We start from the raw sequence: 13,000 nt of genomic DNA, 5'->3' as shown, positions 1-13,000 counted from the left end.
TGGTCTGTGGCACACAGAACACCAAAGATAGATTGAGTTAAGAAAGAATTGATTTCATAAATTAAAGACGGTACAAAAAATCCAACTTGATTAGTGAACAGGTGACGGTCTGTGCCACAGATCATGGTTGGGAACTTGATTAAGCAGGCAGTGGTCTATGCGCCACAGATCACGGTTGTAAATGAGCACAAGCGAATGCTTGCGCTAACGGAGGCCACGGCAAGTTGAAAAACAAAAAAGTCCCGATAACTATCGGGACTTTTTTGTTTTTGAGCCTCCTGTCGGGATCGAACCAACGACCTACTGATTACAAGTCAGTTGCTCTACCAGCTGAGCTAAGGAGGCTTTTACCTCTAAGGGAGTGCAAATATAAGAAGCTTTTTTTTGATTGCAATAGATACCCTGAAAAATTCAGAAAATACTTATCAACCTGTTGAAAACTTTACCCTCAATCAGCCTGTTTTTTACTCGTTAAACAGGCAGATTTTCACTATCTTGTATCGTTATTTTAAGTACTAAATTTCTTTACAAACTATATGTCGGATCAACCTATTTCAGGCGGCACAAACATCATCCCGATCAATATCGAGGATGAAATGAGAGGCGCTTACATCGATTACTCCATGTCGGTTATTGTTTCAAGAGCATTACCCGATGTGCGCGATGGTTTAAAACCTGTTCACCGCAGAGTATTGTATGGAATGGAAGACCTGGGCGTTCATTACAACAAAGCTTATAAAAAATCTGCCAGAATTGTAGGGGAGGTTTTGGGTAAGTATCACCCGCACGGTGACTCCTCGGTATATGATACCATGGTGCGTATGGCCCAGGAATGGTCGCTGCGTTACCCGATGGTCGACGGGCAGGGGAACTTCGGTTCTGTGGATGGTGACTCTCCGGCTGCGATGCGTTACACCGAAGCGCGTCTGAAGCGTATTGCTGAAGAAATGCTTGCCGACATCAATAAAGATACGGTTGATTTCCAGCCCAACTTTGACGACTCTTTACAGGAACCGTCTGTTTTGCCTTCAAAAGTTCCAAACTTATTAATAAACGGTTCTTCCGGTATCGCTGTGGGTATGGCTACCAATATGGCCCCGCACAACCTTTCGGAAGTAATCGACGGGATCATCGCCTATATTGATAACAACGATATTACCGTGGCCGACCTGATGGTGCACGTAAAAGGTCCGGATTTCCCGACCGGTGCAACCATTTACGGATTCCAGGGCATACGTTCTGCTTTTGAAACAGGAAGAGGCCGTATCGTACTTCGTTCCCGTTCAACCATTGAAACCACTTCTACCGGAAAAGAACAGATCATCGTTTCTGAAATTCCATACATGGTAAACAAGGCTGCCATGATCGAGAAGATCGCAGCCATGGTAAACGAGAAGAAAATCGAAGGCATCAGCGATATCCGTGATGAATCGGATAGAGAAGGGATGCGTATCGTTTTCGATCTGAAAAGAGATGCCATCGCAAACGTTGTATTAAACAACTTATTCAAATATTCTCAGCTACAGTCTTCATTCAGTGTAAACAATGTGTGCCTGGTAAAAGGGCGCCCGATGACATTGAACCTGAAGGAAATGATTATGTACTTCGTAGAGCACCGTCACGAGGTGGTTACACGCCGTACACAATTCGAATTGAACGAAGCTGAAAAAAGAGCGCACATCTTACAGGGTTATCTGATTGCCCTGGATCACCTGGATGAGGTTATTAAACTGATCCGTGAGTCCCGTGACCCGGAAGCTGCCCGTATCGGTTTGATGGAAAACTTCGGTATGTCTGAGATCCAGGCGAAAGCGGTACTTGATTTAAGACTGCAGCGTCTGACAGGCATGGAACGCGACAAGATCATCAAGGAATACGAAGAGATCATGGCCCTGATCGCGCGCCTGAAAGATATTCTTGCCAGCAAGGAACTGCGCATGAACATCATTAAGGAAGAATTGAACGAAATGAAGGAGCGTTATGGCGACAAGCGTAGATCCGACATTGTTCATGCTTCTGATGATATCAATATTGAAGACATGATCCAGGAAGAGCAAATGGTAATTACCATTTCGCACGAAGGATATATCAAACGTACTGCCTTAACGGAATACAGGACACAAGGCCGTGGCGGTGTCGGTTCAAAAGGCGCAGGTACAAAAGAGTCTGATTTTACCGAGCATTTGTTCGTAGCTTCGACCCACAACTATTTATTGTTCTTTACGGAATTCGGTAAGGTATTCTGGCTGAAAGTATATGAAATCCCTGAAGGAGGTAAGACTACCAAAGGGCGTGCTATTCAGAATGTTATACAGATCGAGCCGGGTGATAAAGTACGTACTGTCATCAATGTGAAAACGTTGACCGACGATGACTATATCAATAACAATTACCTTGTCATGTGTACCGAGCAAGGGGTGATCAAGAAGACAACCCTTGAAGCATATTCAAGACCTCGTGCCGGCGGTATCAATGCGATTACCGTACACGAAGGCGACCGATTGCTGGATGTGAAAATGACTTCCGGCAGCGATGAGCTGGTTATTGCATTGCGTTCAGGCAGAGCGATCCGTTTCAACGAAAGCAAAGTTCGTCCGATGGGAAGAACAGCCAGTGGTGTGAAAGGGGTGACGCTGGCCCACGACAAAGATGTGGTTGTTGGTCTGGTTGCAATCAATTCGCCGGATACAACTTTACTGGTGGTTTCAGAAAAAGGCTACGGAAAACGTTCGGACATAGAAGATTACCGTGTAACAAACAGAGGTGGTAAAGGTGTGAAGACGCTGAACATTTCTGAAAAAACCGGCGATCTGGTAAGTATTCTTGGTGTGAATGACCAATACCAGATCATGATCATCAATAAGTCGGGTATTACGATCCGTATGGCTGTGTCTGATCTTCGTGTCATGGGTAGGGCTACCCAGGGGGTTCGTTTGATCAAGATCCAGGAAGGTGATTCAATCGCCTCGGTAGCGAAATTTGAGTTCACGGAGATGATCGATGAGGCTGGTGAATTGGCGAAACCGGATGAAGGCGATGTACTGCCTGCGGTTGAAGATGAACCGATCGACGACAGCAGTGATGATGCCGGCGAGGCTGAAGAATCAGCCGAATAATTAGCTTTTTAAATTGAATAATTGTCTGTAAATAACACTTTTAAGTGTGTTTACTTAAACTTTGCATATAGATGCTTCGTTTTCTCATTTCAGCAACAATGCTTGTGTCGTTTTATACGGCACAAGCGCAGGTTGCAACCCTGACCAATGCCATTTTGTATCACGATGAGGGTAATTTACCAAAGGCAAAGGAAGAAATAGACAAGGCTGTTTTGAATGAGAAAACGATTGGTATGCCCAAGGCCTGGTTTTACAAAGGTGTCATCTATAAAGAGATTTTCCAGTCTACCGCTCCGCATATTAAATCATTAGATGCTGATGCTTTGCCGCATGCTTTTGAAGCTTATAACAAAGCCATCGCATTAGAGAAACCAGCGGGCGAATTCACGAAGAAATCCAAAGAAGGGCTGGATGAAATCTGGACATTGTCTGTCAATTCCGGTATAACTTATTACCATCAATCCAGTTTTACGAAAGCCATTACCGAATACGAACGGGCGCAGGCAATAAAGCCAGCCGATACGACGGCATTTTTATATGCTCTGTATGCAGCTAATGAAATGAAGAATGATACGCTGGTTGAAAAATATGCAGCCAAACTTCTGGCATTGAATTATTCCAGTCCGTTTATTTATTACAACCGAATTGTCGGACTGGCAAACCGTAATCAATTGGATAGCGCCATATCCTTATCTGCTAAAGCGGTACAGCAATTTCCCGCAGATCAGAATCTGAAGCGACAGGAAATTGTTTTGTTGATCAACCGTGGAGCGGCATATGACCAGGTGCCGGATCGTAAGAATGCAATGGCTTGTTATAAAAAGGCACTGCTGATTGATTCTACCAACTATATTGCCAATTATAACCTGATGATCAATACATTCAACCAGGCCAAAGATGTGGAGCGTGTTATTATTAAGAATGATGCTGAACGCATGAAGCAGGATACTACATATGTTCCCAACCGTTCACCCGACCCGAACCGTGTGGAACTGAGAGAAAAACTTGCAACCTGTCACACCTATTGCAACCGGATCATGTATAAGGGCCGCAATGAAGAGGAGAAGAAAAATATTCAGAACGTCATGCGCGATATGAATTTTTTAAAGACCCGTTATTTAGATTAGTATGATGAGAATTCTGGCAGCAACCGTTATTTTATTTTGTTCGGTGTTAGCATTGTCTTCAGGAACATGGACTGAAAAAAATGTAACTAAAAAACTTTCGGATACAGTTTCTGTAAATACATGCAAACTTCGTTTCAGAACTGAAACCGGCCGGCCGGTAGATTTTAAAATGGGAATGAATGCAGCTTCTCCTGTTAATATTCATGTTTCTGTAGATATTCCATATATAGTTGAGAAGCTGGATGTGATGCTTGTGCGTGGTAAAAGACCGGTTAGCTTTTTTACCTATGCCAATAAACAGGAGGTCGTTATTGAGAAAACAATTTTTACAAATGCTCAGCCCGGAGACCGTTTTTGTATAGATGTAGTTGAGGTCGTTAAGGAAGTTAACGGAATAAAAACTCCAGTGGAATTGGATGTGCCTGTATTCAATATTCCATTGAACTAACATTCATTGCAAATGAATGATTTTTTAGAAGGTAAAACACCGCAAACAAAACTTTTGTTTGATCATTTTATAAGTCAGTTTGAAAAGGTCGGCAAGATTACGGTTCATCCTGCCAAGACAATGATCGGGATTGATAACGGTCATAAACGGATTGCCTGGGTTACTCAGTTCGGCAGGAATTTTATTCATATTGTTTTTCCTTTCAAACAATCTTACAGCGACAATCTTTGCTTTCAGAAAATTGCTCCGGTTCCCGGAGATGCAAAGCAATTTAATCATCACTTCAGAATGCTGCATTGTGAAGATATTAATGAAGAAGTTCTGTATTTCATGAAGCTTGCTTATTTGCAGGAAAAAGTTTCCTGATAAAAAAAGTTTAGCCCAAAGAAATATAACCGGATTCTTTGTTCCGGTGCATGGCTAAGATTTTTTGTATATCGGCATTATCCGGATGTCTGTTTACAAAAGTCTTGAACTCTTCAACGGTGTTTCCGGTCAGATCATTTGGAATGTATGCAAAGCCCAGGTAGCGGCCATTTTCAACAACAATTACTCCATATTCATCTTTGGAACGGCCAGGCTGTTTAATCAGGTAGCTGTATTTCTCTTCTTTAAAAGAAGCCAGTGCGCGTTTCATCTTTACGTTGTAGGCAACACTTTTTGTAGTGCCGCTGCAGGCTGTGCAGGCATGGATCTCGCTGCAGTCTGCTGTCTGTAATCCCGAACGGCGGTGGCACAATTGATGCTCCCGTACTTTTTCAAGCAGGAAGCTGCGTGCATCGCCGATTGAGGGGAAGGACATCAGCGGTTGCTGGGATTTATTCACCTGTGCAATCGACAAACGGATGAAACCCGCATGATCCTCATACTGATAGATGCCATAATTCTTACCGCTTATTTTCTGCGCACTGTTATGGATCGGGAAATATTTTTTAATCTCGTGGGATTCCAGTAATAATGATAACAACTCGCTGCCGCATACCTCAAAGTTTACGCTATGAATGTTCTGCATGAATTGCTGACTTTTGCGGTTGGTCTGTTTGCCGGAGAAATGGCTGATCACCCGTTTTTTAATATTGTTCGCTTTCCCCACATAAATTACCTTACCTTTCCGGTCGTGGAAATAGTAGACTCCAAATGTTTCCGGCAGCTTGTCGAATTGCTCGCGCGGCAGGTGAGCCGGTAGCAAGGTTTCTTTTGAATTTTTCTTTAAGGACTTACTGATGAATTTTTCGGTATCATTCAATAACAATTTATGCAGCAAACGGACAGTCGCTTCCGCATCTCCGGAAGCGCGGTGCCTATCCTGTACATGTATATTCAGACTTGCACAAAGATTTCCTAAGCTGTAGGAGGGAAGCCCCGGGAAAATTTTTCTGCTCAATCGTATGGTACAGAGTTTGGAACGATTGAATGGAATATCTAAAGCCTGGAATTCTTTTTTGATGAATGTAAAATCAAAATTGACATTGTGTGCAACAAAAATGCTGTCTTTGGTAAAGTCCAGGATCTCTTCGGCAACGTCAGCAAAAACAGGAGCCTGGGCTACCATTTCGTTATCGATACCTGTTAAAGAAGTAATGAATACCGGAATCCTGCGCTCCGGATTGATGAGCGTATGATAACTATCTATGATCTTTTCACCATCAAAATTATAGATCGCAATTTCGATGATGCGGTTCCCCGATGCATGCCCGCCGGTTGTTTCAATATCAACGATCGAGTAAATCATTTGCGACGATTGCTTTTTCCCAGTGCTCTTTGAACGGCATCCTGTCCGTATTTGACACGGATCTTATCAAGCGCGGTATAAAGGTTGTGTGTTTTTTCAGGTGTTTCGAAAAGGCTAGCCTGGTAGTTGCCGTGCACCAGGTTACTCAGGCGCACACCAATCAGGCGTACGTATTTTTGTTTGTTGTAAAGCGAATCAAACAAGGCGGTAATCTTTTGCATTAAGACTGCATCTGAAGAGGTATAAGAAAACGTACACTGTTTGGTTTCTTTTTCAAAGTTCGCGTACTTGATCTTTACGGTTAAGCAACCCGTCATGAATTTTTTCTGGCGCAGCGTAAAGCAAACCTCTTCAACCATTTTTAACAACATAGTCCGCATCATCTCCATGTCCTTACTGTCTTCCCGGAAAGTTGTTTCGGTTGAAATGGATTTGCGTTCCGAATATGGTTCAATGGGCGAATGATCAATACCGTTTGCCCGCATCCATAGTCCTGTGCCATGCTTGCCCAGCAGCTTTTCAATCGTTAACACAGGCGTGTTGCTTAATGTTCCAATGTCGAAAATGCCGGCGTTGTGCAGGATTCCGGTTGTCTTTTTGCCCACCATCGGAATTTTTTCGATTGGCAGGGGAGCCAGAAATTCTTTCTCCGTACCTGCAGGAACATGTAGGAAGCCGTTGGGTTTGGATAAGCCGGTGGCGATTTTGGAAACAATTTTGTTGACTGATAAACCGCAGGAGATGGGCAGTCCGGATTCTTTTATTATGGTTTGACGTAATTCGGTTGTCCATTTTACAATACCGAAAAAGCGGTCCATGCCGCTGATGTCCAGGTAAAATTCATCAATGGATGCCTGCTGGTAAAGCGGTGCTTTGTCGTGAATAATCTGACGGATCAGTTTGGAATATTTGATGTATTCATTCATGTCGCCTCGGACGAAGATCGCATCCGGACAAAGTTTCTTTGCTTTCTGGCTCGACATGGCCGAGCGCACACCAAACTTGCGGGCTTCATAACTGCAGGATGCAACTACGCCGCGTTCGCTGGAACCACCGATAATGATAGGCTTACCTCTCAGTTCCGGCCGGCGCAGCAGCTCTACCGAAACAAAAAAGGAATCCAGATCCATATGTACGATCGAGCGATCCATTTAACTTTGGCTAAATTTATTAGCAAATATAGCGCAATTATATGGTATTCGTAAACTAAATCTATTAGCAAATTTGTTGTAACGGCTAATCCATGGAAAGTTGTAACTTGAATGTAATAGATTCGGAAAATTGAATAATCATTTATAGACAGCTTTATTGCTATGGATACAAACATAGAAAAAACTGCCAGCGAAGCAATCCGTTACCGGCGATCTGTACGGATTTTTAAAGAAGAACCTTTAAATACTGAAAAAGTAAAAGAATGTATTCGGTTGGCAAGCCTGGCACCCAATAGCAGCAACATGCAGTTGTGGGAGTTTTATCATATTATTTCGTCTGACATGCTTCAACGGGTGAGTGCTTTGTGTATGGATCAGAATGCGTCAAAAAATGCCAGAGAAATGGTTGTTTTTGTTGTGCGTAAAGATCTTTGGAAAAAGCGGGCACATGCCAATGCAGAAAACCGGAAGAACTTGTTTGGGAATAAAAAATTCAACGAATATACCAAAAGAGAAAAGGCAGGAATAAATTACTTTACTAAAGTGATGCCAGTTTTATATATGGATTTTTTTGGAATATTAGGATGCATAAAATGGATCATTGCTCAGGTCGCAGGTATTTTCAGGCCTATGTACAGACAGGTTACACAATCAGACATGCGGATTGTTGCTCATAAAAGTACGGCATTGGCTTGCGAGAATTTTATGATAAGTATGGCGGCCATCGGCTACGATACTTGTCCGATGGAAGGATTTGATTCCTTACGGCTGAAGCGATTGTTAAAACTTCCTTACGGAGCAGAAATCAGTATGGTGATCGGTTGTGGTATTCGTGTACCTGAAGGAATTTACTGGCCGCAGTATCGGATTCCTTTTGAGGAAGTATATCACACAAAGTAATAACTGATCAGAAAAACAGATCCGTTGTTATTTCAATGTTGTGGTAAGCATTTTTCTGCAACTGAAGATTTGCTCCGCCAGTGAGCATGATTTTCATAAAGTCAGATTGATAACCGATTGTTAATCCATTGTAGATGCATGAGATGTATTTGGTATAGCACGCACCAAAAAGTAGTTTTTGGTATCTGAAATTTCCGGATGCGTGCACATAGTTCAGTTGTGTGATATCTGCGTTGCTTACATTGTTTCTGTATGCTTCGCCTGAAGCGGAAGATGGCAGCATATTTAAGTAATGCCTGATACCAATGCCCAGGATTGGTGTACATGTAAAATCAGATTTTTTATTCAGGCTGAAGGTATATCCTGCATGTATATTCGATTCAATTGTATACAGTGTTCTGTCTAAGGAAGTGTTTGACGTACATGTTTCGTATGCTGTTGCACTGCTATATGCGCATTGCTGAATACCTTCCTGGTAAGTATTGATTGAAAAAGTCGTTTTAGATAATAAAACAAGTTTTCCGCTGTTGAATTGGAATCCTATACCGGTGCGGAAAAATGTGTTACTGAATTCGTATTTTGTATATTTTGAATGTATAGAATCTAACTGTTTTTCACCTTCGGGAGTCGTAGTTGAAAATGTATTCATAAAATATTCTTTAAAAGAAACATTCACGACAGTAGAATAGTGTTCTTTGCCAGCTTCTGTAAACAGGGAAGGAGAGAATGTATATTTTATTTTTTTTGGAATGTTTTTATAGTAAATATTATATTTTGGTGCAATGCAGATACCGGCGTATTGCCGGGCATTTTCTGTATAAAATTTTTTGTTCGAAATATATTCAGGAAAAATTTTTTTGCTGGCATCAGTAATCAGCAGTGAATTATTTTTGTTGTTTAGGTAATAAATACCTAAACCTACGTGTAATTTTTTTGACATTTCATCATAACCAACAGCCATGGTGCGTTGACCATATTGTTCGTTTCCGGTTTGGTTTAATCCGGCACTGATTCTCTTTTTGCCTTTTGCGCCGGCTAAGGAAGGATTGAGCTGCAAAGGCAATTGGTTTACCTGTGCAAAATTTTGTGCTGTCACATCCTGTAAAGTTAAAATCATGAATACAAGCAGCAGTAATCTTTGTAAAGGTATTGAATAATTAAACAGATACATGGCAGCTGCATTTTTATAAAATGCAGTTGTCATGTATCTGTTCAGCTGGATTTGTGTTTGAATATAAATCAAAATTGTCAGTAACGTATGATTGTTGTTAGACCTCCCGGTATGGGAGAACCGCTCCGGGTATAATAATTGAAGCGCCCGTTGATTTCAACCAGTCGGTTATCCTGGTCAAATTTATAATCGTTTGCATGACCTGTATTTGCGTCTTTATAAGAAACACAATATTGAAGAGGGGCAGGAGTTATATAATAATTTTTTTCCGGATAATCGGTATAGGAACCAATGTCAATAAATTTCATTGCAACTTCATATTGAAAATTAATTGTTTTATCAATGCATACAGGCCTTAGAGAATTGTCATTATATACATAACCCCATTGATCGGCATCCGGACTGCCAGGATTTCTTACGCCTGTGTCATAATAAACACCACCCGGAGTTTTAAAACAATGTTCCGGATTATATGGAGCATAGCCATTCACAGCAGTGGAGTAGTAAAAGTTATCCGGGGCTGGTTTGAAATAGTGTATAAAAACATCGTCATCAATGGCAATGCTATCAGTAACCGTATTAGTAGCATCATATTTTAATACATATGCGACATCATTTTTAGCTGCATAGATGTATTCATATTTTATTGATTGTTGCGGATAAGCATTATTATGAAGCGAAACAGTTTCTATATTTCCATCCAAGTTATAGATTATCTCCGTTTTGTATTTTAGGGTTCCGGCTGAGTAGTCTGTTGTTTCAATGACTTTGTGGTTTGAGTTATATAAATATAATGTAGAATCTTTTTGATCCGGATTATATACAGAATCGTATTGGATTACTTTTTTTAAAAGACCATCCGGATAATAAGAAAATCTATATACGGTTTGATTTTGATCATTTGATTTGCTTGTATAAACAAATGTTGGAAGTGTATTTACTGAATCAACAATTGTTTCGCCCGGAACCGGTTCAACAGATTCTTTTTTGCACGATACTAGCAGGCACAATATTCCTAAAACAAAAAGTAAATTTTTCATAGTCAATGGTTAGTTGTTTTTTTCAACGGTTAGACTACACAGTCAATAAAAATGTTACAGGTAGAATTTTTTTTGTTACATCTGATATTAAAAATCCGGATTAGTAGGTATAAATTTATTTTCAGGTTTTAAGCTTATGCCGGATTTATTTTTAGCAGGTGTTTTTTTGTTTTTTATCTCAGTATTGTTTTGTGTTACGTTGGTTGCCTCATTTATCGTATCTGTTTTTGACATGCTCTTAGGTTTATCCTGAACGCCAGATACTGGCATACAATCTCTGTTTGTTTGCAGTGTATCAGCCATACGAACTCCAGACGATGTTGTGTTTTCTATTATTGCTGCAGGAGTTGATGATTGAATTGCTTCACTGGTATTTATAGAAGCGTGATTGATATCCTGTATCGTTCGGTTGGTATTTGATCCGGCTCCGGATATTGAAGTTTCCTTTGTTTCTGATTCTTTAATAGAAGTTGTATGGACAGATGGTACAGCAGCTGAAGTCGTTTTTTGATCGGAGGTAAGTAAATAGGAGCAAAGTCCCATTGCAAAAATAAAAACAATACCGCTTACAATAAACCATTTGTTTGCATACCAGCTTACTGCATCCTTTTGTAATAACTGATTAGTAATACCATAGTTTTGTACAGAACCTTCTGTATGAAAATACGACTGGGCCCAGTGCGCAAAATCATTTTCATATTCAGGATGCTGGTGTATAAAATTCAATACCTCAGCTTTGTCAGTATCAGAAAGATTACCTTCATGGTATTCAAAGATGAAGTATTCAATATTTTCTTTCGTAATTTTCACCATGTTGTATGTTAAAGTACCAATCTAAGGTCTCCGATGTATTCTTTGATTTTTTTCCGGGCGCGAAACAGATAGACCTTAACCTGTGATTCATTCAGCTGAAGAATTTCTCCAATTTCTTCATAGCTGTAACCTTCATAATCTTTTAGCAGAATGATGGATTTTTGCTGTTCCGTTAATAAGGCCAGAGCATCATGTAAGACTTTTTTAAGATCCGGATTTTCCTGATGTATGAATGTTTCAGGAAGCCATTCTTCAGAATAAAACCGGTTTTTTTGCTTCAAATAATCTATGCTTAGCCTGTAGGCTGTTGTAAACAACCAGGCCCGGACTTTATTAAAATCAATTTTATCCCGGTTTTCCCAAAGCCGTAAATAAGCTTCCTGGGTAATATCTTTGGCCGCTGTGCCGTCCTGTAATAGCTTGTCCACGAACCGGCAAACGCGGTTGCTATAATCATGGACAGACTGGTTATAGAGTTTTACAGACATCAGAAAACGGTTAGCTATTCAGCATTTGTGTAAATATTTTACTACAGAGACCACACAAATTTTGAACCTGCACGACTGGCCACAAGCGGTAGTTTTTAACAGGAAAAATTGGTTACCGGTGAGACTATCCAGCGCAAAAAATGTTACAGCCGTTAGAAATTATTTTCTTTTTTTGCGGCTGTAAAAATACAGATTTTGTTGAAGTATAATTATGCACGGAGAAAAATTAGTAAGCAATTGCCGGAGAGATTTGTCTGTTCATATAATTTAATCGGATGACAATCTGCAATTTTTATGGGTTCATAAGATTTAATAATGCATTTATATTCAATTATTTACATATTATTAATGTTATATAATTTACATTATGTTAAATAAGTTTTAATAATCCTCCAACCAATAAACCGCTATAGTTTATTTAGCAATACTTAACATAAGTTATGCTGACCTTTCCGTTTGAATTGCGTAGCCTGAATATTTTTAACCAAAGTTCAGATTTTAACCTTAACCAGATTCACTATGAGTAAACTTAAACTATTACTACTTTTTCTGCTGCTTGGATTCAATGCCATCCAGGTTTACTCCTGGAATGGCATGCCCACTCCTGCGTTACATGTAGAAGGCCGATTCCTCAAAGATCCCAACGGTAATAATGTTGTGCTTCGCGGAGGCTGGATGCAGCCGACTGAAACATGGTTTAACGGCGGCGGAAAATGGTACAGCAATCCAACAGACTGGACAAATACAAACAATGTTGCAGGCATGTTAAATTTTTTAAAGGATGCTGCAACGCTAATGAGCGATCCCGGCCCAAGGTACGGAAGCACCCATGGATGGTACAGTACGTTCGTTCGTGTTAATACTGATGCCATTGGCGGCTGGACACAAGCTTCAGGGCTGGTTGATCAGGCGCAATTCAATGGCTGGATACAAAACTTTCTTGTACCATACGCAAACCACCTCAGATCCCGGGGACTTTATCTTGTGCTTTGTGCAACAGGGCCAATTAATACC

The 13,000-nt window shown here is 40.6% G+C and carries 12 protein-coding genes and 1 tRNA gene; 6 read left to right on the top strand and 7 right to left on the bottom strand.

Annotated elements, in window-relative coordinates; genetic code table 11:
• Positions 1-272: 272 nt before the first annotated feature.
• Positions 273-345 (bottom strand) — tRNA-Thr (locus ACTHJT_RS05680).
• 191 nt (positions 346-536) lie between these two features.
• Here ACTHJT_RS05680 and gyrA point away from each other — a divergent pair.
• From gyrA to ACTHJT_RS05660, 4 genes are all read left to right on the top strand, one after another.
• Complete coding sequence (gene gyrA / locus ACTHJT_RS05675; RefSeq protein ID WP_440237032.1) at positions 537-3,116, top strand: DNA gyrase subunit A; 2,580 nt, start codon at positions 537-539, stop codon at positions 3,114-3,116.
• Positions 3,117-3,187: 71 nt separating this feature from the next.
• Positions 3,188-4,243 (top strand): tetratricopeptide repeat protein, encoded by a 1,056-nt coding sequence (locus tag ACTHJT_RS05670; protein WP_440237031.1) that lies wholly within the window; start codon positions 3,188-3,190, stop codon positions 4,241-4,243.
• A gap of 1 nt (position 4,244) precedes the next feature.
• Positions 4,245-4,691, top strand: coding sequence for a GldM family protein (locus ACTHJT_RS05665; RefSeq protein WP_440237030.1), 447 nt, complete (start codon positions 4,245-4,247; stop codon positions 4,689-4,691).
• A gap of 12 nt (positions 4,692-4,703) precedes the next feature.
• On the top strand, positions 4,704-5,057 hold the full coding sequence (locus ACTHJT_RS05660; RefSeq protein ID WP_440237029.1) for a DUF5655 domain-containing protein: 354 nt from the start codon (positions 4,704-4,706) through the stop codon (positions 5,055-5,057).
• Positions 5,058-5,067: 10 nt separating this feature from the next.
• Here the strand turns inward: ACTHJT_RS05660 and ACTHJT_RS05655 are convergent, their stop codons facing one another.
• Positions 5,068-6,423 carry an exonuclease domain-containing protein gene (locus ACTHJT_RS05655; RefSeq protein ID WP_440237028.1) on the bottom strand — a complete coding sequence of 452 codons (1,356 nt, stop codon included), beginning with the start codon at positions 6,421-6,423 and terminating at the stop codon, positions 5,068-5,070.
• Complete coding sequence (gene dinB / locus ACTHJT_RS05650) at positions 6,420-7,574, bottom strand: DNA polymerase IV (protein WP_440237027.1); 1,155 nt, start codon at positions 7,572-7,574, stop codon at positions 6,420-6,422. Before dinB ends, ACTHJT_RS05655 begins: the two co-directional genes overlap by 4 nt.
• Positions 7,575-7,736: 162 nt before the next feature.
• Here dinB and ACTHJT_RS05645 point away from each other — a divergent pair, with 162 nt between their 5' ends.
• Complete coding sequence (locus ACTHJT_RS05645) at positions 7,737-8,474, top strand: nitroreductase family protein (RefSeq protein ID WP_440237026.1); 738 nt, start codon at positions 7,737-7,739, stop codon at positions 8,472-8,474.
• A gap of 7 nt (positions 8,475-8,481) precedes the next feature.
• Here ACTHJT_RS05645 and ACTHJT_RS05640 read toward each other — a convergent pair whose 3' ends face one another.
• The 4 genes from ACTHJT_RS05640 to ACTHJT_RS05625 form a co-directional block, all read right to left on the bottom strand.
• Entirely contained in the window at positions 8,482-9,678 is a 1,197-nt protein-coding gene (locus ACTHJT_RS05640; protein WP_440237025.1) for a hypothetical protein, read from the bottom strand.
• Between the two features lie 44 nt (positions 9,679-9,722).
• Positions 9,723-10,685, bottom strand: a complete 963-nt coding sequence (locus tag ACTHJT_RS05635; RefSeq protein WP_440237024.1) for a hypothetical protein — start codon at positions 10,683-10,685, stop codon at positions 9,723-9,725.
• A gap of 87 nt (positions 10,686-10,772) precedes the next feature.
• The gene (locus tag ACTHJT_RS05630) at positions 10,773-11,498 is read right to left on the bottom strand and encodes a hypothetical protein (protein ID WP_440237023.1); all 726 of its coding nucleotides are present in this window, start codon (positions 11,496-11,498) and stop codon (positions 10,773-10,775) included.
• 8 nt (positions 11,499-11,506) lie between these two features.
• Positions 11,507-11,986 (bottom strand): RNA polymerase sigma factor, encoded by a 480-nt coding sequence (locus ACTHJT_RS05625; RefSeq protein ID WP_440237022.1) that lies wholly within the window; start codon positions 11,984-11,986, stop codon positions 11,507-11,509.
• 519 nt (positions 11,987-12,505) lie between these two features.
• Here ACTHJT_RS05625 and ACTHJT_RS05620 point away from each other — a divergent pair.
• On the top strand, positions 12,506-13,000 hold a 495-nt coding region (locus ACTHJT_RS05620; protein WP_440237021.1), incomplete at its 3' end, for a hypothetical protein.

The sequence above is a fragment of the Cytophaga sp. genome (genome assembly GCF_051961495.1).
In the GTDB taxonomy this organism is placed as follows: domain Bacteria; phylum Bacteroidota; class Bacteroidia; order Cytophagales; family Cytophagaceae; genus Cytophaga.
This window is presented reverse-complemented; position numbering and strand designations above follow the sequence as displayed.

Coding starts and splice junctions, on each gene's coding strand:
- ACTHJT_RS05635 (WP_440237024.1), bottom strand. CDS start 10,685: ATGAAAAATTTACTTTTTGTTTTAGGAATATTGTGCCTGCTAGTATCG.
- ACTHJT_RS05625 (WP_440237022.1), bottom strand. CDS start 11,986: ATGTCTGTAAAACTCTATAACCAGTCTGTCCATGATTATAGCAACCGC.
- ACTHJT_RS05670 (WP_440237031.1), top strand. CDS start 3,188: ATGCTTCGTTTTCTCATTTCAGCAACAATGCTTGTGTCGTTTTATACG.
- ACTHJT_RS05645 (WP_440237026.1), top strand. CDS start 7,737: ATGGATACAAACATAGAAAAAACTGCCAGCGAAGCAATCCGTTACCGG.
- dinB (WP_440237027.1), bottom strand. CDS start 7,574: ATGGATCGCTCGATCGTACATATGGATCTGGATTCCTTTTTTGTTTCG.
- ACTHJT_RS05640 (WP_440237025.1), bottom strand. CDS start 9,678: ATGACAACTGCATTTTATAAAAATGCAGCTGCCATGTATCTGTTTAAT.
- ACTHJT_RS05655 (WP_440237028.1), bottom strand. CDS start 6,423: ATGATTTACTCGATCGTTGATATTGAAACAACCGGCGGGCATGCATCG.
- gyrA (WP_440237032.1), top strand. CDS start 537: ATGTCGGATCAACCTATTTCAGGCGGCACAAACATCATCCCGATCAAT.
- ACTHJT_RS05660 (WP_440237029.1), top strand. CDS start 4,704: ATGAATGATTTTTTAGAAGGTAAAACACCGCAAACAAAACTTTTGTTT.
- ACTHJT_RS05665 (WP_440237030.1), top strand. CDS start 4,245: ATGATGAGAATTCTGGCAGCAACCGTTATTTTATTTTGTTCGGTGTTA.
- ACTHJT_RS05630 (WP_440237023.1), bottom strand. CDS start 11,498: ATGGTGAAAATTACGAAAGAAAATATTGAATACTTCATCTTTGAATAC.